This window comes from Salinarimonas chemoclinalis, from assembly GCF_041514305.1.
GTDB lineage: Bacteria > Pseudomonadota > Alphaproteobacteria > Rhizobiales > Beijerinckiaceae > Salinarimonas > Salinarimonas chemoclinalis.
Genome location: NZ_JBGMWH010000016.1, coordinates 24,030 through 43,431 on the forward strand (window position 1 = coordinate 24,030; position 19,402 = coordinate 43,431).

Annotated in this window: 19 protein-coding genes and 1 tRNA gene; 12 read left to right on the top strand and 8 right to left on the bottom strand. The window is 72.3% G+C overall.

Features of this window, described 5'->3' with window-relative positions; translation table 11 throughout:
• The first annotated feature begins 393 nt into the window (after positions 1-393).
• A complete protein-coding gene (locus AB9M23_RS18655) occupies positions 394-990 on the top strand; it encodes a CarD family transcriptional regulator (protein ID WP_372426090.1) in 597 nt (198 codons plus the stop codon).
• A 325-nt stretch (positions 991-1,315) separates the two neighbouring features.
• On the opposite strand, the gene AB9M23_RS18660 is transcribed toward AB9M23_RS18655, so the two are convergent.
• Positions 1,316-2,278, bottom strand: coding sequence for a hypothetical protein (locus AB9M23_RS18660; RefSeq protein WP_372426091.1), 963 nt, complete (start codon positions 2,276-2,278; stop codon positions 1,316-1,318).
• A gap of 206 nt (positions 2,279-2,484) precedes the next feature.
• Between AB9M23_RS18660 and AB9M23_RS18665 the strand changes: the two genes are divergently transcribed.
• Positions 2,485-3,351, top strand: a complete 867-nt coding sequence (locus AB9M23_RS18665) for an RNA polymerase factor sigma-32 (RefSeq protein WP_372426092.1) — start codon at positions 2,485-2,487, stop codon at positions 3,349-3,351.
• An 18-nt stretch (positions 3,352-3,369) separates the two neighbouring features.
• Here the strand turns inward: AB9M23_RS18665 and AB9M23_RS18670 are convergent, their stop codons facing one another.
• Both AB9M23_RS18670 and AB9M23_RS18675 read right to left on the bottom strand, forming a co-directional pair.
• Entirely contained in the window at positions 3,370-4,803 is a 1,434-nt protein-coding gene (locus tag AB9M23_RS18670; RefSeq protein WP_372426093.1) for a M48 family metalloprotease, read from the bottom strand.
• On the bottom strand, positions 4,800-5,603 hold the full coding sequence (locus AB9M23_RS18675; RefSeq protein WP_372426094.1) for a thermonuclease family protein: 804 nt from the start codon (positions 5,601-5,603) through the stop codon (positions 4,800-4,802). The genes AB9M23_RS18670 and AB9M23_RS18675 overlap by 4 nt, the downstream gene beginning before the upstream one ends.
• Before the next feature lie 174 nt (positions 5,604-5,777).
• Here AB9M23_RS18675 and AB9M23_RS18680 point away from each other — a divergent pair, with 174 nt between their 5' ends.
• Both AB9M23_RS18680 and AB9M23_RS18685 read left to right on the top strand, forming a co-directional pair.
• Positions 5,778-6,431 (top strand): hypothetical protein, encoded by a 654-nt coding sequence (locus tag AB9M23_RS18680; RefSeq protein WP_372426095.1) that lies wholly within the window; start codon positions 5,778-5,780, stop codon positions 6,429-6,431.
• 194 nt (positions 6,432-6,625) lie between these two features.
• Complete coding sequence (locus AB9M23_RS18685; protein ID WP_372426096.1) at positions 6,626-7,996, top strand: cytochrome P450; 1,371 nt, start codon at positions 6,626-6,628, stop codon at positions 7,994-7,996.
• Positions 7,997-8,005: 9 nt separating this feature from the next.
• Here the strand turns inward: AB9M23_RS18685 and copM are convergent, their stop codons facing one another.
• Both copM and AB9M23_RS18695 read right to left on the bottom strand, forming a co-directional pair.
• A complete protein-coding gene (gene copM, locus AB9M23_RS18690; RefSeq protein WP_372426097.1) occupies positions 8,006-8,392 on the bottom strand; it encodes a CopM family metallochaperone in 387 nt (128 codons plus the stop codon).
• Positions 8,393-8,468: 76 nt separating this feature from the next.
• On the bottom strand, positions 8,469-8,684 hold the full coding sequence (locus tag AB9M23_RS18695) for a heavy-metal-associated domain-containing protein (RefSeq protein WP_372426098.1): 216 nt from the start codon (positions 8,682-8,684) through the stop codon (positions 8,469-8,471).
• A 118-nt stretch (positions 8,685-8,802) separates the two neighbouring features.
• Between AB9M23_RS18695 and AB9M23_RS18700 the strand changes: the two genes are divergently transcribed.
• Positions 8,803-8,879, top strand: a tRNA-Arg gene (locus tag AB9M23_RS18700).
• A 45-nt stretch (positions 8,880-8,924) separates the two neighbouring features.
• Here the strand turns inward: AB9M23_RS18700 and AB9M23_RS18705 are convergent.
• The gene (locus AB9M23_RS18705; RefSeq protein WP_372426099.1) at positions 8,925-9,236 is read right to left on the bottom strand and encodes a DUF1476 domain-containing protein; all 312 of its coding nucleotides are present in this window, start codon (positions 9,234-9,236) and stop codon (positions 8,925-8,927) included.
• Positions 9,237-9,512: 276 nt separating this feature from the next.
• Between AB9M23_RS18705 and purC the strand changes: the two genes are divergently transcribed.
• Entirely contained in the window at positions 9,513-10,307 is a 795-nt protein-coding gene (gene purC / locus AB9M23_RS18710) for a phosphoribosylaminoimidazolesuccinocarboxamide synthase (protein ID WP_372426100.1), read from the top strand.
• A 333-nt stretch (positions 10,308-10,640) separates the two neighbouring features.
• Here the strand turns inward: purC and AB9M23_RS18715 are convergent, their stop codons facing one another.
• Entirely contained in the window at positions 10,641-10,934 is a 294-nt protein-coding gene (locus tag AB9M23_RS18715; protein WP_372426101.1) for a BolA family protein, read from the bottom strand.
• A gap of 138 nt (positions 10,935-11,072) precedes the next feature.
• Between AB9M23_RS18715 and AB9M23_RS18720 the strand changes: the two genes are divergently transcribed.
• From AB9M23_RS18720 to AB9M23_RS18745, 6 genes are all read left to right on the top strand, one after another.
• Positions 11,073-11,726, top strand: a complete 654-nt coding sequence (locus AB9M23_RS18720; RefSeq protein WP_372426145.1) for a J domain-containing protein — start codon at positions 11,073-11,075, stop codon at positions 11,724-11,726.
• Between the two features lie 152 nt (positions 11,727-11,878).
• A complete protein-coding gene (gene cobS, locus AB9M23_RS18725) occupies positions 11,879-12,880 on the top strand; it encodes a cobaltochelatase subunit CobS (protein WP_372426102.1) in 1,002 nt (333 codons plus the stop codon).
• A gap of 30 nt (positions 12,881-12,910) precedes the next feature.
• Complete coding sequence (gene cobT / locus AB9M23_RS18730) at positions 12,911-14,830, top strand: cobaltochelatase subunit CobT (RefSeq protein WP_372426103.1); 1,920 nt, start codon at positions 12,911-12,913, stop codon at positions 14,828-14,830.
• Positions 14,827-15,861 (top strand): esterase-like activity of phytase family protein, encoded by a 1,035-nt coding sequence (locus AB9M23_RS18735; protein WP_372426104.1) that lies wholly within the window; start codon positions 14,827-14,829, stop codon positions 15,859-15,861. The genes cobT and AB9M23_RS18735 overlap by 4 nt, the downstream gene beginning before the upstream one ends.
• Before the next feature lie 81 nt (positions 15,862-15,942).
• Entirely contained in the window at positions 15,943-17,052 is a 1,110-nt protein-coding gene (locus AB9M23_RS18740) for a serine hydrolase domain-containing protein (protein ID WP_372426105.1), read from the top strand.
• Positions 17,053-17,156: 104 nt separating this feature from the next.
• Entirely contained in the window at positions 17,157-18,359 is a 1,203-nt protein-coding gene (locus AB9M23_RS18745) for a benzoate/H(+) symporter BenE family transporter (RefSeq protein WP_372426106.1), read from the top strand.
• A 67-nt stretch (positions 18,360-18,426) separates the two neighbouring features.
• Here AB9M23_RS18745 and lexA read toward each other — a convergent pair whose 3' ends face one another.
• On the bottom strand, positions 18,427-19,140 hold the full coding sequence (gene lexA / locus AB9M23_RS18750) for a transcriptional repressor LexA (RefSeq protein ID WP_372426107.1): 714 nt from the start codon (positions 19,138-19,140) through the stop codon (positions 18,427-18,429).
• Positions 19,141-19,402: the final 262 nt, after the last annotated feature.

The window sequence follows — 19,402 nt, forward strand, 5'->3', positions numbered from 1 at the left end:
GGGAGGTGCACCCACCGGCGCCGGCATCCCGCCGCGACCGGCGGTCGGTTGCGGTGCAACCTGTCCATTCATTGCGATTTTCTTTGATTTATCAGCCGGCTCGTGGTAGGTAACAGTCCTGCCGCTTGACGCGCCCCGCGCGCTGCAACCTCGCACGTGAAGCCATAAGCAGAACATGAGATCAGCTCACGCACCCCTCGCTCGGGTCCTTCCGCAACGCGTCCCGGCGAGGTCGAGAGGGCGCATTCCGTCACCGGCCGAATCTTGAAGGGGACGCCGCGGGAACCCGCTCGGGTCCCGCGGAGTCAAGTCTTTTCGACCGTCGGACCCCTTTCCGGCGGCGCTGTCTGTGTCGCGGTCCGTCCGCGGCGCGCAACAGGGAGCCTCCAACGCATGACGACCCCCAAGAAGACTGGGAAGCCTCTGGGTTTCAAGGCGGGCGAAGCGATCGTCTACCCGGCGCACGGCGTCGGCCGGATCACGGCGATCGAGGAGCAGGAGATCGCCGGGTTCAAGCTGGAGCTCTACGTCGTCAGCTTCGAGAAGGACAAGATGGTCCTGCGCGTCCCGACCGCGAAGGCGGCGGCCGTGGGCATGCGCAAGCTCGCCGAGCCGGACCTCGTCAAGAAGGCTCTCGACACCATGTCCGGCCGCGCCCGCGTCAAGCGCACCATGTGGTCGCGCCGCGCGCAGGAGTACGAGGCCAAGATCAATTCCGGCGACCTGATCTCCATCGCCGAGGTGGTGCGCGACCTCTACCGGTCCGACGCGCAGCCCGAGCAGTCCTATTCCGAGCGCCAGCTCTACGAGGCCGCCCTCGACCGCGTCGTGCGCGAGATCTCCTCGGTGAACAGGATCACCGAGACCGAGGCGCTCAAGCTCATCGAGGCCTCCCTGGCCAAGTCACCGCGCCGCGGCAAGGGCGCGGATGCCGAGGCCGAGGCCGCCGAGACCGGCGAGGGCGAGGACATCCAGGAGGAGGCCGCCTGATCGGCGGGCCTTCGAAGGCCAAGGAACGGAAAGCCCGGCCGCGAGGCCGGGCTTTTTTCGTCTTGCGACAGCGAGCCTCGCCACGTCGTCGGCGGCGCCTCCATCGTCACCGGCGACAACGGCACCACGCCGGTGACGAACGTGCGCGTTCAGCTGCCGCCGCCGGAGCTGGGCGACCTCGCGGCGGAGATCGCCACGCTCTCGGGTGCCCTACGCGCCGCCGTGGACGAGGGCGCCACATTGATTGGGGCACCTCGGTGCGACCGCCTCGGAATTCGGGCGAGACGGCCAGCCGCTCCTCGCACTGCCGAGCCTCTGAACGCGCTCAGCCGCAATACCGCGTGCGCAAGCCTCCGTCCTCCCAGACGATCGAGAAGGTGCCGCGCCCGTCCGCGCAGGGCGCATGCAGGCCGGTGGCGTCGAAGGCGTACCAGTCGCCGAGGAGGACGGAGCCCGTCTCCCAGCGCCCGTCCGGCAGCGAGGCGAAGACGTCCACGGGACAGTTCGCGGCGCCGCAGAGGAACCAGCCGGCGGCGCAATCGACGTGATGGGCGGAGAAGAGGTAGTCCGGCCGCCCGTCGCCGTTGAGGTCGACGCTCAGGAGCGCGCCTTCGCGAAAACGGGTGCCGGGTCCGCAGGTCTCGCGCGAGAAGCCGATCTGCTCGCGCACCTCGGCGGGCAGGTCCTCCGCCTCGACGCTCACCGGCTCGGCGGGCGCGGGCATGCCGTAGCGCTCGGTCCAGTCGCGGGCGAGGGCGCGCCGGTCCGCGGGGGCGTTCGGGTCGATCTCGTCGGCGATCGCCTCGAGCCGCAGGCGCGTCACGAGCGGCGGCGGCGCGCCCACCGGGCAGCCTCGTGCCATCTCGGTGATCGCGCGCGAGGAGCCGGCGAGGGACACGGCGCCGAGATCGCCGCCGTCGACGGAGATCCGCACGCTCGCATCCCGGCCACCGAGCATGCCGACGAGCGTCTCGATCGCCCGCTCGTCGGCGAAGTGGTAGGGCGTCTCGTCCGAGAGCCGGCGGAAGGGCACCGTCATGCGCACGTTCCGGAACTCGAAGTCGACGGCGACCGCCGGCGGCGTCGCGGCCCCGAGGTCGGTGGTGACGCGCAGCCCGTCGACCCGATGGCAGAACACCGCCAGCCAGCTCATCCGGCCGACCCCGGCGCCGACCGCGCCGGGCTCCCCGGAGGCGACGGCGATTTCCCATTGGGCCTGCGCCGCCGACGCGACGCCGAGCCCCAAACACGCGGCGACGCAGGCCGCGAGACGCGATCCGAACTGCATGCGAGCCCCCGTCACTCAACCCGGGGAGGATGAAACCACGGTCGAGCGACGAGGACAACCGCCGCGTCACCCGTGCCGCCGCGATCGGCGACGCCCGCATCTCGTCCGCACCCCTGCAAGCATCCCCATGCGAGTGCGCCCGATCCGGCGTGATCCGGAGGAACGATACGGGCGTAGACCCACTTGAAGAGCATGGGGAGAACGCTATGGCCGAGATCGCCGGAGTTCGCCGTCAGTTCGTCCGCGCCGCGATGGCGGCGCCCTTCCTCGAGCGCGAGGAGGAACGCGCGCTCGCCGCACGCTGGAAGGACGGGAGGGATCAGGAGGCGCTGCACAAGCTCACCTCCGCGCACATGCGCCTCGTGATCGCGCTCGCGTCGCGCTTCCGCCACTACGGCTTGCCGATGGCGGACCTCATCCAGGAAGGTCACGTCGGCCTGCTCGAGGCCGCCGCCCGCTTCGAGCCGGAGCGGGAGGTGCGCTTCTCGACCTACGCGACGTGGTGGATCCGCGCCTCGATCCAGGATTACATCCTGCGCAATTGGTCGATCGTCCGCGGTGGCACCTCGTCGGCGCAGAAGGCGCTGTTCTTCAACCTGCGCCGCCTGCGCGCCAAGCTCACCCGCGCCGGCGACGACCGGATGTCGGAGGAGGTCTACGCCGAGATCGCCGAGGCGATCGGCGTGTCGCTCAAGGACGTGGCGACGATGGACGCCCGCCTGTCCGGCCCCGACGCATCGCTGAACGCCCCCGTGGCGGACGCCGACGCGGCGAACACCACCGAGAAGATGGACTTCCTCGTCGACGACGGGCCCCTGCAGGACGAGACGGTGGGCGAGACGATCGACGCCGAGCGGCGCATCCGCTGGCTGCGCACGGCGCTCTCGTGCCTCAACGAACGCGAGCTCGACATCGTCAAGGCACGACGCCTCGCGGAGGAGCAGTCGACGCTCGAATCGCTGGGAGACCGGCTCGGCATCTCCAAGGAGCGCGTGCGCCAGATCGAGAGCCGCGCGCTCGAGAAGCTGAAGAAGGCGCTCACCGAGAACCATCCCGAGATCGCGGCCGGGTGACGCGGCGACGGCCGCCCCTCACCCCGCGACGATCTTGTACTTGCGCCCCGGCTCGATGCGCGTGTGATCGAACAGGCCGTTGAGCGTGCGGAAGGTCTCCACCGGGCGATCCACCTGCATGCGTGCGGCGAGCGATTCCAGCGTGTCGCCGGCCCCCGCCGTCACGATCCGCAGGCGCAGCCGCGTCAGCGCGGCGATCTCCGCCTCGCCGATGCGGCGGACCGTGGAGAGCGTGCGCTGGAAGGCCGCCTCGGCGCCGGCGTCGGCGGAGCGGTAGGCGAAAATCAGGCGGTAGACGGCGTCGCCGGCCCGCACCGCGGCGACGCGGAACAGCCATTCCTGGCCCCGCGAGCTGGCCACCGCCGCCGCGAGGCCGTTGACCTCCCGCTCCTCCACCGCCCCCGTGACGACGGAATCCGTCCAGGTCGCGCGCACCACGTCCGCGAGGCTCTGCCCGGACGCGGGCTCGACGGCGTCGAACATCAGGCGGCGCCCGCCGTCCGCGGAGGTGCCGAGCACCGCACGCGAGGCGTTGTCGAGGGTGAAGCCGTCCGGCGCGGTGAAGCCGATCCCCAGCCGCGCGTTGAGGTAGCGCGTGCCGCGCACGATCCCGTCGCGCGGGTCCTCGCCGAAGGCGATGCCGTCGATCGCCGCGAGATAGGCGTCGCGATCCCCCGCGCCGAGCCCCGGCGCGCCGATGCGGCGTGCCCCGTTGCGGGCTTCCGCGATGCGCTCGGGCGTCGAGGGATGGCTGGCGAGCCGGCTCGGCGGGCCACCGGACCCGCCGTGCATCGCCTCCGAGAGCGCCATCCAGCGGTCGAGCGCGGTGAGGAAGCGGGCGGCGCCGAACGGGTCGAAGCCGGCGCGCGCGAGGGTGCGCACGCTCACCGCGTCGGCCTCGAGCTCCTGCGCGCGGGAGAAGCTCGCGAAATCGTAGCGCGAGGTCTCGCGGATGTCGGCGCTCGCGCGCTGGTCGCGCAGCACGTCCGACACGACGCGGCTCACCAGGACGGAGCGCGCCTCCAGCTCGCTGCGCGCCGCCGCATGGGCGAGGGTGACGTGGGCGATCTCGTGCGCCATCACCGCGGCGAGCTCGGAGGCGTCGTCCGCGAGCGCGATGAGCCCGCGGGTGACGTAGAGCCGGCCCGAGGGCAGCGCGAAGGCGTTGATCGCGGGGGAATCGAGGATGGTGACGCGGTAGCGCACGTCCGGCCGATCGGTCGCGGCGACGAGCCTCGCGGTCATGCTCTCGAGCAGCGCCTGCGTCTGCGGCGCGCGGTACTCCCCGCCGAAGCTCGCGACGAGCTGCTCGTGCTCGCCGTCGACGCCGGTCACGGCGGGGGCCTGTACCTGCGGGCGCGGATCGCCGCCGAAGATCGGATTGCAGCCCGACAGGCCGACGCCCGCCGCGGCGAGGGCGGCGAGCCGGACGATGATCGATGCTCTCGTCATGGAAGGGGGCGCCGCGGCTGTGCACTCGTCATCGACAGGATCTCGATCGCCTCCGCCGCCCCGACGCGCAGGGCCGGGCCTCGCCAGACCTCGATTATACCGCGCACGCGCATTCGTCGAGCCTCCAGCGCATCCGCGTCGAGCCCGGACGCCCCGAGCCGCGCCCAGACGTCGTCGGGCACGATCGCGGTGAAGCCGCCCTCCCAGGCGAAGCCGAAGTCGAGATAGGTACGCCGCTCGCGCACGCCCACGCGCCGCACCACGCCCTCGACGACGGCGAAGCGCCCCGCCCGCGCGAGGATGGCCTCGGTCTCCTCCGCCCGCAGCACCCGCTCGGCGGGGTCCGCCCACAGGCCGAGGCCGTCGCGCCGAGCCGCGGCCTCGAGATCGAGGAGGCCGGGTCGGCACAGGAGCGCATCGGGGCCCGGATCGACGCGGGCGAGGCCGCGGGTGACGAGATCGGCGGCGAGGTCGCCGACCTCTGCCGAGACCTCCAACGCGCCAGGGCGACGGCCCCAGCGATCGGGCTCGGCATCGAGCGTGCGCACCGCGACGCGCGCGCCGACCAGGCGATCCAGCGCCGCGCGCGCCGCGACGCCGGCGGGCCCCGCGTCGGCGAGCCGCACCCCCGCGAGGCGGATCGTGGCGCCGCTCTCGAGCAGCACCTCCCCGCGTGCGGGAACGGCCGCGATCCGCTCCGAAGCCGGCGCCGCCGCGCAATCGAGCGCCGCCGCGGGAGCGATCACGGCGGCGAAGGACGCCACGAAGGCGACGAGGACGGTGTATGAGAGACGCGGCATCGGGCTCGTTCCGGCTCCGGACGGTGGCGTGCCGAACCTAGCCGCAATCGCCGGACGATGCACGCGGCATCGCGGGCGCGAACGAAGCGCGGCCGACGATCGCGGCACGCGAGCGGCCGGGTTGCGGCGCTCCCGCGGATGCGTTCTGCTGGCGCCCTCGGGAGACCGCCCGCCATGCCGCTGCAGAACCGCGTCACGCCCTTCGGCACGTTCGTCGCGACGGCGCACCGCGGCACGCTGATGGGCAACCGCGGCTGCCTGCACGACGCCGAGCGGCGGATCGGGACGGCGCGCTGGCGCAGCCGCGCCTGGATCGCCTGCCTGACCGCCTTCGCGGGGCGTCGGCGTGCGTTGATGCAGCCGGGGCGCTACACCGAGCTGTTCTTCCTCGACGAGGCCACCGCGTTCGCCGCCGGGCATCGCCCCTGCGCGGAGTGCCGGCGCGCCGACTGGCGCCGTTTCGCCGCCGCCTGGCGTGCCGGCAACGGGCTACCGCCGGACGCGCCGCTGCGCGCCGGCGAGGTCGACCGCGTTCTCCACGAGGCGCGGGTCGATCCGCGCACGCGCGCGCAGCTCCGCACGCCCGCCCGCCTCGGCGACCTCCCCGACGGTGCGATGGTCGTTCTGAACGAGAAGGAGGCCGAGGCGGGCGACGGGGCCCGCCTGTGGCGGGGCGGGCGGCTCGCACCGTGGTCGCACGCGGGCTACGGTCCGCCGCGCCCCGCCGATCCCGCCCGCACCGTCCTGTCGCTCACGCCGGCGCCGGTGCTGCGCGCCTTCGCCGCCGGCTACGCCCCGGACCTTCACGAGACGGCGCAACCCGAGTAGCGCGCGGATCGCGTCGCGCCGCGCGCTTCCGCCATGACCGGGACGTGCGACGGCGGGGCGGACGGAGCATGGCGCGGGACGGCTGCGGCGCCTCCGAGCTCACGCTGCGTGACGCGCGGGAGTTGCTCATCTATGCTTATCCTGAGTTTTGCCAACGCCGCGCCCCCCAGGCCCAGTCCCGAGGACCCGACCGCATGCGTCACGAGCCCGCAACGGCCGCCGCTCGTCCCCCTTCTCCGCCGCGGCCACCCGCGTACCCGCTGCTCGGCCATCTGCCCTGGATGGCGAAGGACGCGCCGGGCTTCTTCACGCGCTGCGCGCGTGAGCACGGCGGCGTCGTCTCCCTCGCGCTCGGGGGCTGGCCGGCGCTGCTCGTGACGGATCCGGACGAGATCGAGCCGATCCTGGTGCGCAACCACACTTCCTACGTCAAGCACCGGTTCTTCTGGCGGCACGTGCGCGCCATCTTCGGCGAGGGGCTGCTGACCAGCAACGGCGCGCTCTGGCAGCGCCAGCGCCGCCTCGCCGCCCCCGCCTTCGCCGGCCGCAAGCTCGACGGCTACGGCCCGATCATGGTGCGGATGACGCAGGAACTGCTGGAGACCTGGACGCCCGGGGAGGTGCGCGACGTCCACGCCGACATGATGGGGCTGACCCTGCGCATCGCGGCGCGGACGCTGTTCGGCTCCGAGGTGAAGGAGGAGGTCGAGCGGATCGACGGGGCGGTGACGCTCCTCATGGACGAGATCGCCGCGCGCTACGCGCGGCCGTTCCTGATCCCCGACGCGGTGCCGCTGCCCGGCCACGTCCGCTACCGGCGCGGCCTGAAGGTGGTCGAGGACGTGATCGCGCGGATCGTCGCCGAGCGCCGCGCCCGCCCGACCGAGGCGAGCGACCTTCTCACGCTCTACATGCAGGCCCGCGACGAGGACGGCGGCGGCATGTCCGACCGCCAGCTGCGCGACGAGATGGTCACCCTGCTCCTCGCCGGGCACGAGACGACGGCGCTCGTGCTCTCCTGGGCCTGGTACGAGCTCGCGCGCCACCCGCGGGCGCAGGAGCGTCTCCTCGCCGAGATCGAGGATGTCCTCGGCGACCGTCCGGCGGGCGTCGAGGACGTGCGCCGCCTCCCCTTCGCGACCTGCATCGTGAACGAATCGATGCGCCTCTACCCGCCGGGCTGGGCGGTGGGCCGCGAGACGACGCAGCCCGTCGAGATCGGCGGCTGGCCGGTCGCGAAGGGCACGACGGTGATCATGGCGCCGTGGGTGCTCCACCGCGATCCGCGCTGGTTCGACGATCCCGAGGCGTTCCGACCGGAGCGCTGGGAGGACGGGCTCGAGGAGCGCCTGCCCCGCTTCGCCTACATGCCGTTCAGCGGCGGGCCGCGGGTGTGCATCGGCGGGCGCTTCTCGATGATGGAGGCGATCCTCATCCTCGTCACCATCGCCCGCCGCTTCCGACTCGCGCCGGTGCCGGGCCGGGAGACGACGCCCTTCCCGTCGATCACGCTGCGCCCGAAAGGCGGCGTGTGGGTCGAGCCGCAGGCGCGCGGCGGGGCATGAGCGTCGCGCTCAATGACCGCGCGCCGCGAGCCAGGCTTCCATCTCGGCGATTTCCCGCTCCTGCTCGCGGATGACGGCCTCGGCCAGCGCCCGGATCTCCGGGTCGGCCCCGTGATCGAGGACGACCCGCGCCATGTCGATGGCCCCGCGGTGATGCGGGATCATGCCGCGGACGAAGTCCACGTCGGCGTCGCCGGTGAGCGGGATGTCCATCTCCGCATGCATGCGGGCGTTGGCCGCGCGAAACGCGGCGACCGCCGGGCTCTCGGCCGCGACCACGGGGGCGGCGTGGGCGCCGTGGGCGCCGTGGGAGGCGTCCTGGGAGGCGATCGCGGGGGGCGTAGCGGATGCCGCGACGAGGACGAGGGCCGCAGCGGCGACGCGAAGGGACTTCATGAGTTTGCGCTTTCGTCGATTGGACGGGTGGGATGGTGGCTTGGAGTCGGAGCGTGATCGATCGCGGACCCGCTCTTCAGCCGGCCTCGGCCGGCTCGACCGGCGTCGCCTCGTAGCCGCCGCGGGCGAGCGCGGCGCGCAGGTCGGAGTCGCTCGCCCGGGAGACGATCGAGACCCGCTTGGCCGCGACGTCGGCGGAGACCTCCGCGGCGGGATCGACGCCCGCGACGATGCGGGCGATCGCCTTGGCGCAGCCGCCGCAGCTCATGTCTGGAACGCTGTAGAGACGCACGGGACCCCTCCTCGTCGGGTGTGGCCCCATGCTCATCGACCTTCCCATCATGGCAAGGTCAAGCGGATTCGTGCGGGTGGAATCGCGCGCGCGCGCATGCTACATACGCCGCCGCGACGGTCCCGTAGCTCAGCAGGACAGAGCAGCGGTTTCCTAAACCGTTGGTCGGAGGTTCGAGTCCTCCCGGGATCGCCAGATCGTCGCACCGGCCGAGGCCGCGCGGCGGCGGGCTCTCGAACGTCAGCCCGTCTCGATCTCGTGCACCGCGCGGGCCAGCAGGTCGAGCATCTGCTTCCTGATCTCGGCGTCGCTCACGTCGGCCGGCAGGTCGGCACGCAGCTTCTCGTAGACGACCTCGTCCCCCGGCTTCGTCAGGTTGACCGAGACCACGGAGCGGGCGTAGGCCTCCGCCTCGTCGCCGGTCCTGCCGAGCTTCTCGGCGGCCCACAGGCCGATGAGCCGGTCGCGGCGGGCCATCGCCTTGAAGCGGAGTTCCTCGTCGTGCGCGAACTTGTTCTCGAAGGCGGATTCGCGGTCGTCGAAGGTGGTCATGGTCCGATCCGATGCGCGTTGCGACACGCGGGCCCGTGCCCGCGAGGCCGGTATATCGCCCCCGCCCGCCGCGCGCCACCCGGCATGCTGCGTAGGAGCCCGTGCACGGGGTTCCGCGCGGGCGTTTACCCGAGCGTGAAAGGCGCGTTGTGCATCCCCATCTCTTCGGATAGGGTCCCCGCGAACGGGCGGCCCTCATTGCCGCTCGACCGTGCCCGCCATCATGCGTTCCCCCGGCGGCGGGCCGTTCGAGAGCCAGGAGCCTCAGGCCTTCCCATGGATTTCAACAAGCCACGGTACACGCCCATGAATCGCCGCCGTCGGATCTACGAGGGCAAGGCGAAGGTCCTGTTCGAGGGACCCGAGCCCGGGACGCTCATCCAGCACTTCAAGGACGACGCGACCGCCTTCAACGCCAAGAAGCACGAGGTCATCGACGGCAAGGGCGTGCTGAACAATCGCATCAGCGAGTTCGTCTTCCAGCACCTCAACGACATCGGCGTGCCCACGCACTTCATCCGCCGGCTGAACATGCGCGAGCAGCTCATCCGCGAGGTGGAGATCATCCCGCTCGAGGTCGTGGTCCGCAACGTCGCCGCCGGCTCGCTGTCGAAGCGGCTCGGGCTCGAGGAGGGCACGCAGCTGCCCCGCTCGATCATCGAGTTCTACTACAAGAACGACAAGCTCGACGACCCGATGGTGTCGGAGGAGCACATCACCGCCTTCGGCTGGGCGACGCCGCAGGAGATCGACGACATCATGGCGCTCGCCATCCGCGTCAACGACTTCCTGTCCGGGCTCTTCCTGGGCGTCGGCATCCGCCTCGTCGACTTCAAGATCGAGTGCGGCCGGCTGTGGGAGGGCGACATGATGCGCATCGTCGTCGCCGACGAGATCTCCCCGGATTCGTGCCGGCTGTGGGACATGAAGTCCGCCGAGAAGCTCGACAAGGACCGCTTCCGCAAGGATCTCGGCGGCCTGATCGAGGCCTACACGGAAGTGGCGCGCAGGCTGGGCATCCTCGCCGAGACCGACGGCGTGCCGATGGGCGGCCCGCGCCTGGTTCAGTGAGGATCGAGACGTGCCGGCAGGGTGACACCTGCTCTCGGGGCGCACTTCGAACGCCCTCCAGGGAGATCGGTGGATCGCCCAACCGGCTGAAAGCTCTGCACGCGCGGGCTGCGCGAGCGTTCTCCTTCCCTGTAGGGGAAGGTGGCTCGGCGAAGCCGAGACGGATGGGGCGCGCGGCACGCGCGTTCGGCGAAGCCGAAATGCGACGGCGGCAGCGGAAACCGCCCCTTCCGCTTCGCGGAACGCGTCTCTTCGCGCCGCGCCCCATCCGTCACGCGGCCTTCCCCTACAGGGAAGGGGCAGGGCCTGCGCGGCTGCTCGTGGCGGCTTCACTCACGACGACGCCGCCTCCGCCTTGACCGCCAGCGCGTGGAGCCCCCGGTCGAAGGCCTCCTTCAGGGCGGCGTTGACCAGCCGGTGGCGCTCGACCCGGCTCTTGCCGGCGAAGGCGTCCGAGACCACCTCTATCCGGAAGTGGGTCTCGCCACCCTCGCGCCAGCCGGCATGGCCGGCATGGAGGTGGGATTCGTCGACGACCGAGAGGCGCACGGGCGCGAAGGCGTCGGAAAGCCGCGTCTCGATCAGGCTCTTCATCGTGGGCGTCGTTTCGGGCGTCGTGTCGCTCATGCCGGGCCGTCTCTCCGCGCGTGGGGAATGCCTGCCTTGCGTCGCCCGCGCCGCATCGCCGCGTCAAGCCTTCATTGCGACGCGCACGCCCCTCTCGGCCCTTGCCCGCGCGCGGTCATGGCTCATAATCACCGGACCATGGACCTGAACTCGCCCCTGTTCGACCGCATCCGCATCAAGCCGAAGGCCGAGAAGGTCGACGCCCATGCCGAGAGCGCGGCCAAGACCGCGCAGGCCCCCGCCTGCGAGCATCCCGGCTGCGACGGCCAGGGCCTCTATCGCGCGCCCAAGGGCCGCGGCCAGGAGGGCAAGTACTGGCGCTTCTGCATGGACCACGTGCGCGCCTACAACGCCTCGTACAATTACTTCAAGGACATGCCGGAGGAGGCGGTCGCCGCCTACCAGAAGGACTCGGTCATCGGGCATCGCCCCACCTGGTCGATGGGCGTGAACCCCGCCGCCCGGGAGCGTGCGGCGAAGGGCGCGCGCGCCGGCGCCTACGCCCGGGACTGGGCCTATCACGACCCGTTCGACGTGCTGCGCGAGGGCGGCGTCGGCGAGACGCGGCGTGCGCCGGAGCCGCCGCGCCCGCGCTATTCCGGCCCCGTGCGCCAGGCGCTCGACGTGCTCGGTCTCGAGGAGGGCGCGGACGCGCCGACCATCAAGGCGGCCTACAAGGCGCTGGTGAAGCGCTTCCACCCGGACGCCCACGGCGGCGACCGCGCCTACGAGGAGCGGCTGCGCGACATCATCCGCGCCCACGACACGCTCAAGACCGCCGGCCTGTGCTAGGAGACCGACCCGTATCACGAGCCGACGCACCGGCGTCGAAACCGGCCCCGACGTTGCATGGCGCGGCGGCGGGGCGTAACCAGGACCGCGAGCGCGAGACGCGGGCGGCGCGAGGAGCGCGCCGCGCACCGGTCCGCGAGAGAGAGGCGTTCATGCAGGCGACGACCGACACCCGAGCCGAGACGACGAGCGGCATCCCGGACCTGAAGCTGTCCGTGCGCCAGGCCTTCGGCATCGACAGCGATCTCGAGGTGCCGGCCTTCTCCGCGGGCGAGGAGCACGTGCCGGAGGTCGATCCGGACTACATCTTCGACCGCGAGACCACGCTCGCCATCATCGCCGGCTTCGCCTTCAACCGGCGCGTCATGGTCACGGGCTACCACGGCACCGGCAAGTCGACGCACATCGAGCAGGTGGCGGCGCGGCTGAACTGGCCGTGCGTGCGCGTCAACCTCGACAGCCACGTCTCGCGCATCGACCTGATCGGCAAGGACGCCATCGTCCTGCAGGACGGCAAGCAGGTCACGGAGTTCCGCGACGGCATCCTGCCCTGGGCCTACCAGCACAACGTCGCCCTCGTCTTCGACGAGTACGACGCCGGGCGCCCGGACGTGATGTTCGTGATCCAGCGCGTGCTGGAGAGCTCGGGCCGCCTGACGCTGCTCGACCAGAGCCGCGTCATCCGCCCGCACCCGTCCTTCCGCCTGTTCGCGACCGCCAACACGATCGGGCTCGGGGACACGTCGGGGCTCTATCACGGCACGCAGCAGATCAACCAGGCGCAGATGGACCGCTGGTCGATCGTCACCACGCTGAACTACCTGGAGCACGACCGCGAGGTCGAGATCGTGCTCTCGAAGGTGAAGTCCTGGCAGGGGACGGACAAGGGTCGCGACACCGTCGACAAGATGGTGCGCGTCGCCGACCTCACCCGCAACGCCTTCGTCAACGGCGACCTGTCCACGGTGATGAGCCCGCGCACGGTCATCACCTGGGCGGAGAACGCCGCGATCTTCGGCGACGTCGGCTTCGCCTTCCGCCTGACCTTCCTCAACAAGTGCGACGAGCTCGAGCGCAACCTGGTCGCCGAGTTCTACCAGCGGTCCTTCGGCAAGGAGCTGCCGGAGAGCTCGGCCAACGTCGTGCTCTCCTGAGGCACGAAAGCAAGCAGCGACAGGGTCCGCATGGCCATCTCCAACCGCAAGCCCGGCGAGAAGCGGGACGCGCCCAACGAGGGCCTCAAGCGCTCGGTGGCCGCGTGCCTGCGCGCCATCGCGCGTGCGCCCGAGCTGGAGGTGACCTACGCCTCCGACCGGCCGCTCCTCACCTCGGACCGGGCGCGCCTGCCCGAGCCGCCGCGCAAGGCGTCCTCGCAGGACGTCGCGGTGATGCGCGGGCACGCGGATTCGATGGCGCTCAGGCTCGCCTGCCACGACGGCGCGATGCATCGCCGGCTCACGCCCGAGGGCGCGGCGGCGCGCGCGGTGTTCGACGCCGTCGAGCAGGCGCGCTGCGAGTCGATCGGCTCGCGGCGCATGGAGGGCGTCGCCGACAACCTCGACGCCATGCTCGAGGACCGCTACCACCGCGGTGGAAAGTACGAGGACATCACCGATCGCGCCGACGCGCCGATCGAGGACGCGCTCGCGCTGATGGTCCGCGAGCGGCTCACCGGCCGCAAGCCGCCCAAGGCGGCCGCGAAGATCGTCGACCTCTGGCGCGGGCACATCGAGGCGAAGGCCGGCACGAGCCTCGACGGCCTGCTCTCGACCATCGAGAACCAGCGCGCCTTCGCCCGGGGCGTGCGCGACCTCCTCGTCTCCCTCGACATGGTCGAGGAGAGCGAGCTCGAGCCCGAGGAGAGCGAGGACGAGCAGGAGCAGGAGGGCGAGGACCAGTCCGACGAGAGCCGGGAGGGCGAGACCGAGGAGGACGCGCAGGGCCAGCAGGCGGAGATCGAGATCTCCGACGAGGCGACCGACGAGATGGAGGAGGGCTCGCAGGAGGCGGCCGACGGACCGTCGGGCGAGATGCCGGAGGACGCGCAGGACGCCGACAGCGAGGAGGCCAACGAGAGCTGGCGGCCGCCGCCCCCGCGCGCCAACGAGCCGCGGATCCCCGACTACAAGGCCTTCGCCACCGCGCACGACGAGATCGTCCACGCCGAGGACCTGTGCGACGCCGAGGAGCTGACGCGGCTGCGCGCCTATCTCGACAAGCAGCTGTCGAATCTCCAGGGCGTCGTCGGGCGCCTCGCCAACCGCCTGCAGCGCCGGCTCCTCGCCCAGCAGAACCGCTCCTGGCTGTTCGACATCGAGGAGGGCATCCTCGACCCGGCCCGGCTGCCGCGCATCATCATGGACCCGATGACGCCGCTCTCCTTCAAGCAGGAGAAGGACACGGAATTCCGCGACACGGTCGTCTCGCTGCTGATCGACAATTCCGGCTCGATGCGCGGGCGCCCGATCACGGTGGCGGCCACCTGCGCCGACATCCTCGCGCGCACGCTCGAGCGCTGCGGCGTCAAGGTCGAGATCCTCGGCTTCACCACCCGCGCCTGGAAGGGCGGGCAGTCGCGCGAGCAATGGCTCCAGGCCGGCAAGCCGGCGAACCCGGGCCGGCTCAACGACCTGCGCCACATCGTCTACAAGGCCGCGGACGAGCCCTGGCGGCGCGCGCGGCGCAACCTCGGCCTGATGATGCGCGAGGGGCTGCTCAAGGAGAACATCGACGGCGAGGCGCTCGACTGGGCGCACAAGCGCCTGCTCGGTCGGCCCGAGCAGCGGCGCATCCTGATGGTGATCTCCGACGGCGCGCCGGTCGACGATTCGACCCTCTCGGTGAACCCGGGCAACTACCTCGAGAAGCACCTGCGCTTCGTCATCGAGGAGATCGAGACCCGCTCGCCGGTGGAGCTGATCGCCATCGGCATCGGCCACGACGTGACACGCTACTATCGCCGCGCGGTCACCATCGTCGATGCCGAGGAGCTCGGCGGCGTGATGACCGAGAAGCTGGCCGAGCTGTTCGAGGACACCGGCGCCGCGCCGCGGGCGGGCGTGATGCCGCGTCGGGCCGCCGGCGGTCGCCGGGGCGCGCGTTGAGGCTTCCCCGCCGGGGGCTGCTGGCCGGCTTGGCGACGGTCGCCGCCGGCGCGATCGCCCCCGCGCCGCGGGCGCGGGCGGATCTCTCGGGGCCGCTGCCGCTGGCGCTGCGGACCTACCCGATCCGCGACCTGGGCGCGAACGGCCTCGTCGACGGCCGCCACGGGCGGCTGCGTTATCGCGGCGGGATCGAGGTGCAATCCGGCGAGCGCACGTTCGGCGGGTTCTCGAGCCTCGTCGTCCTCGACGACGGCGGCGCGCTGCTCGCCGTCTCCGACCACGGCTACTTCCTCGCCGCCGACATCCGGCGCGGGGGCGACGGCGCCATCGTCGATCTCGCGAACGCGGTGCTCGCGCCGTTGCTGGGACCGGAGGGCGGGCTCCTGTGGCGCCAGGGGCTCCACGACGCGGAGGCGCTGACGCTCGACGGCGGGACGGCCTACGTCGGCATCGAGCAGGAGCAGGTGGTCTTCGCCTACGATCTGCGGGCCGGCATCGCCGCGCCGGGAACGCCGCTCCCGCTGCCGCCGGCCGTGCGGGCCGTGCTCGACCGCTGGCCCGGCAACAAGGGAATCGAGAGCCTCTTCGTCGCGCCCGCGCCGTCCGCCTTCCCCGGCGCCCTCGTCGCCATCGCCGAGCGCGCGCGCCGCGGCGACGCGACGCCGACGGTCGGCGTCGTCCTCACCGGGCCGGCCGCCGGGGCGACCTTCGCGGTCGCGCGCTCCGATGCCTTCGAGATCACCGATTGCGCCGTCCTGCCGGACGGCGACCTCCTGCTGCTCGAGCGCCGCTACGCGCTGATCAGCGGCGTCGCCGCGCGCATCCGCCGCGTGTCGGGCGCGGCCCTCGCGCCCGGCGCGACCCTGGACGGCCCGACGATCTTCGAGGCGGACTGGACGAACGCCATCGACAACATGGAAGGGCTCGCGGTCCACCGCGGCCCGGGCGGCGAGACCATCCTCACGATGATCTCCGACGACAATTATTCATTGCTCCAGCGCACGCTGATCCTGGAGTTCGAGCTGGTGTGATCGACCCCGGCGCCTCTTGCGGGCCGGCACGGCCGAGCTAAGCTCGCACGACCGATCCGCCAGCGCACCGGACCTCTCCCGATGACGATCCCGCACCTCCCCGCCCGCCGCGCTCGCGCCGGTGCGCGCATCGCCTCCTGCCTCGCCGCCGCGCTGCTCGCGGCCCCCTCCGCCGCCCTCGCCCAGCGCCTCGCGGACGTCGACGCCCTCGTCGCCCCGCACGTGGGGTCGGACACGCCCGGGCTCGCCGTCCTCGTCGCGGAGGACGGGGTCGTGCGGCACCTCGCGGGCTACGGCGTCGCCGACATCGAATCGCAGGAGCCCGTCACCCCGGATACGCTGTTCGACCTCGCCTCGGTCTCCAAGCAGATGACGGCGCTCGCCGCGGCGCTCCTGGTCGAGGACGGCACGCTCGATCCGACCGCCCCCGTCGCCGACGTGCTGACGATGCTGCCAGCGCTCCCGGAAGGGGCGAGCCGGGCGATCCTGCTCGAGGATCTCGTGCGCCACACGAGCGGCCTGCCGGACTACCTCGGTGACGCGCCGGGGCTCGGCTTCGACGAGACGACGACCAACGGCGACGTGCTCGCCTGGGTCGCGGGCATGCCGCTCGACGCCGAGCCGGGCACCGTCTTCGCCTACTCGAACACCGGCTATCTCGTGCTCGGCGCCCTCGTGGCCGCGGCCGACGGCGTCGAGAGCCTCGACGCGGTGCTGCACGCCCGCGTCTTCGAGCCGCTCGGCATGACGTCCTCCGCCTCCGGCTACCCGCGGGACGAGGCGCGTCGCGCCTCCGGCCATGCCGGGACGGACGGCGCCTTCGAGGCGAGCGGATGGGATACGTCGGTGGAGGGCGACGGCTCGATCTGGACGAGCCTCGCCGATCTCGCCCGCTACGAGGCCGCGCTCGCGGAGGGGTTCGCACCGGGCGAACTCCTGGTCTCGCAGGGTGCCTTCGACGACGGGGAGCGGATCGCCGACGAGAGCGGCGCCGGCTACGGCTGGGGCTGGTCGCTGTACACCGACGACTTCGACAGGACGGTCGCGGCGCACGGCGGCTCCTGGTACGGCACGGCGGCGTACTACTATCGTGGGCTCGACACCGGGGTCTCCGTGGTGGTGCTCGCCAACGGCGAGGATCTCGACGCGGAGAGCCTCGCCTGGGAGATCGCGCGGGCGCTGGAGGAGTGACGCGCACCGCCCGCGGCGCAGCCCTGGTCGGCGCGCGCGGGGTGGCGTGCGTGCCCGCCGGGCGGCAGTCTCGCACGGCTGGACGAGCGGGACGTAAGCGGGACATGAGCGATATGGCGGGCGGCACGGGGACGGCGGAGGCGCGCGCGCCGGCGGAGGGGGGCGGCGGGCCGATCCAGCCGGTCTCGGCGGGGGCGCTCGCGGCGCTCGTCGGCTTCGCCTCGACCTTCGCGCTGCTGCTGCAGGGCTTCGTCGCGGTGGGCGCCACGCCCGCCCAGGCGGCGTCCGGGCTGCTCGCGGTATGCCTCGTCAAGGGCGTGCTGGCGATCGGCCTGTCCTGGCGCACGCGGCTGCCGATCTCGATCGCCTGGTCCACGCCCGGCGCGGCGCTGCTCGTGGCGACCGGCGCCTACCCGGGGGGCTTCCCGGTCGCGGTCGGCGCCTTCCTGGCGGCCTCCGTCCTCGTGATCCTGGCGGGGGTGATCCGGCCGTTCGGCCGCGCCGTCGAGCGCATCCCGATGCCGCTGGCCGCCGCGATGCTGGCGGGCATCCTGCTCGACCTGTGCCTCGCCCCGGCGCGCGCGACGCTGGTGGAGCCGGCGCTGGCGCTGCCGATCGTCGTCGTGTGGGCGTCGGCGCTGCGCTTCGCGCGGCCGTATGCCGTGCCGCTCGCGGTTCTGGTGACGATCGGCCTCGTCTTCGCGGCGACACCGCTGCCCGAGGCGTCCTGGGCCGCGCTCGCACCCCGGCCCGTGCTCGTCGCTCCGACCTTCTCGCTCGACGCGCTCGTCGGTCTCGCCCTGCCGCTCTTCCTCGTGACGATGGCCTCGCAGAACGTGCCGGGGCTCGCGGTGCTCGCCGCCAACGGCTACCGACCGCCGGTCGGGCCCGTCTTCGTCGGCACCGGCGTCGCGAGCGCGATCGCCGCCCCCTTCGGCGGCCATCTCGTGAACCTCGCCGCCATCACCGCGGCGCTGTGCGCGGGACCCGAGGCGCATCCCGACCCGGCGAAGCGCTGGGTCGCGGCGGCGACGGCGGGGGCGGTCTACGTCGCGCTCGGCCTCTCCGCGGGCGCGGCGGCCGCCTTCATCGCGGCCTCGCCGCCGATCTTGATTCAGGCGGTGGCCGGCCTCGCGCTGCTGACGAGCTTCGCGGGCGCGATCCAGGCGGCGCTCGCGGACGAGAAGGCGCGCATGGCCGCCCTCGTCTGCTTCGTCACCACCGCCTCCGGCGTGGCCTTCTTCGGCATCGGCGCGCCGTTCTGGGGATTGCTCGCCGGCGGGGCGATGTGGATGCTCCGGCGGTGATCGGGGGCTCGGCGCGGGAGCGGCATCGCCGCCGATAACCGTCCGATCCCGGATACGCCGACCCCGCTCAATACCGCCGGAACAGGCTCACCAGCTTGCCCTGGATCTTCACCCGGTCCGGCCCGAGCACGCGCGTCTCGTAGGCGGGGTTGGCCGCCTCGAGGGCGATGGAGGAGCCGCGGCGGCGGAAGCGCTTCAAGGTCGCCTCCTCGTCGTCGATCAGCGCGACGATGATGTCCCCGGTGTTTGCCACGTCCTGCTTGCGCACGACGACGATGTCCCCGTCGAGGATGCCCGCCTCGATCATCGAATCGCCGCGGACCTCCAGCGCGAAATGCTCGCCCGAGGCGACGAGGTCCGGCGAGACGGTGATCGAGTGGCTCTGCGACTGGATCGCCGAGATCGGCACGCCCGCCGCGATCCGGCCCATGACCGGGATCTGGATGCCGCGCTCCTCGTCCGGAACGCTCGGCGGCGCCGCGGGCGCCGACGCGGCCTTGGGCTTCGCCGCGAGCCCGCCCTCGACGACGCTCGGGTTGAAGCGCCGGCTCGACGGCACGCCCAGGCCCTCGGGCAGGCGCACGACCTCGAGCGCCCGCGCCCGGTTCGGCAGCCGCCGGATGAAGCCGCGCTCCTCCAGCGCCGTGATCAGCCGGTGGATGCCCGACTTCGACTTGAGGTCGAGCGCGTCCTTCATCTCGTCGAAGGAAGGCGGGACGCCGGTCTCCCGCACCCGCTCGTGGATGAAGCGAAGCAGTTCGTGCTGTTTGCGCGTGAGCATGGAGCGACCCCGTCCTCGAGCCTTCCGCGCCGCCGGCCGAATCGCGATGGCGGTCACGCGGAAAACAAACGCGGAACTCATACCCGTTCCCCATGCGTTCCGCAACCCCCATCGCGGCGACTCGTCGCGGGACGGTGAACGGATCGGCGACGACGGGGTCCCCGGGCGGCGGCCCGCCGGGACGCGGCCTCCCTCTAGCCAGCGGCGACGAGATAGTTTATATATGAACTATCCACGGCGCGCATCCGTGCGAAACGCCCGC

What these genes read in the sequence shown, in the direction of transcription:
- AB9M23_RS18680 (WP_372426095.1), top strand. Translation starts at nt 5,778, where the DNA reads ATGCCGCTGCAGAACCGCGTCACGCCCTTCGGCACGTTCGTCGCGACG.
- lexA (WP_372426107.1), bottom strand. Translation starts at nt 19,140, where the DNA reads ATGCTCACGCGCAAACAGCACGAACTGCTTCGCTTCATCCACGAGCGG.
- AB9M23_RS18705 (WP_372426099.1), bottom strand. Translation starts at nt 9,236, where the DNA reads ATGACCACCTTCGACGACCGCGAATCCGCCTTCGAGAACAAGTTCGCG.
- AB9M23_RS18740 (WP_372426105.1), top strand. Translation starts at nt 15,943, where the DNA reads ATGACGATCCCGCACCTCCCCGCCCGCCGCGCTCGCGCCGGTGCGCGC.
- purC (WP_372426100.1), top strand. Translation starts at nt 9,513, where the DNA reads ATGGATTTCAACAAGCCACGGTACACGCCCATGAATCGCCGCCGTCGG.
- AB9M23_RS18670 (WP_372426093.1), bottom strand. Translation starts at nt 4,803, where the DNA reads ATGACGAGAGCATCGATCATCGTCCGGCTCGCCGCCCTCGCCGCGGCG.
- cobS (WP_372426102.1), top strand. Translation starts at nt 11,879, where the DNA reads ATGCAGGCGACGACCGACACCCGAGCCGAGACGACGAGCGGCATCCCG.
- AB9M23_RS18660 (WP_372426091.1), bottom strand. Translation starts at nt 2,278, where the DNA reads ATGCAGTTCGGATCGCGTCTCGCGGCCTGCGTCGCCGCGTGTTTGGGG.
- AB9M23_RS18685 (WP_372426096.1), top strand. Translation starts at nt 6,626, where the DNA reads ATGCGTCACGAGCCCGCAACGGCCGCCGCTCGTCCCCCTTCTCCGCCG.
- AB9M23_RS18715 (WP_372426101.1), bottom strand. Translation starts at nt 10,934, where the DNA reads ATGAGCGACACGACGCCCGAAACGACGCCCACGATGAAGAGCCTGATC.
- AB9M23_RS18655 (WP_372426090.1), top strand. Translation starts at nt 394, where the DNA reads ATGACGACCCCCAAGAAGACTGGGAAGCCTCTGGGTTTCAAGGCGGGC.
- AB9M23_RS18720 (WP_372426145.1), top strand. Translation starts at nt 11,073, where the DNA reads ATGGACCTGAACTCGCCCCTGTTCGACCGCATCCGCATCAAGCCGAAG.
- copM (WP_372426097.1), bottom strand. Translation starts at nt 8,392, where the DNA reads ATGAAGTCCCTTCGCGTCGCCGCTGCGGCCCTCGTCCTCGTCGCGGCA.
- AB9M23_RS18745 (WP_372426106.1), top strand. Translation starts at nt 17,157, where the DNA reads ATGAGCGATATGGCGGGCGGCACGGGGACGGCGGAGGCGCGCGCGCCG.
- cobT (WP_372426103.1), top strand. Translation starts at nt 12,911, where the DNA reads ATGGCCATCTCCAACCGCAAGCCCGGCGAGAAGCGGGACGCGCCCAAC.
- AB9M23_RS18675 (WP_372426094.1), bottom strand. Translation starts at nt 5,603, where the DNA reads ATGCCGCGTCTCTCATACACCGTCCTCGTCGCCTTCGTGGCGTCCTTC.
- AB9M23_RS18665 (WP_372426092.1), top strand. Translation starts at nt 2,485, where the DNA reads ATGGCCGAGATCGCCGGAGTTCGCCGTCAGTTCGTCCGCGCCGCGATG.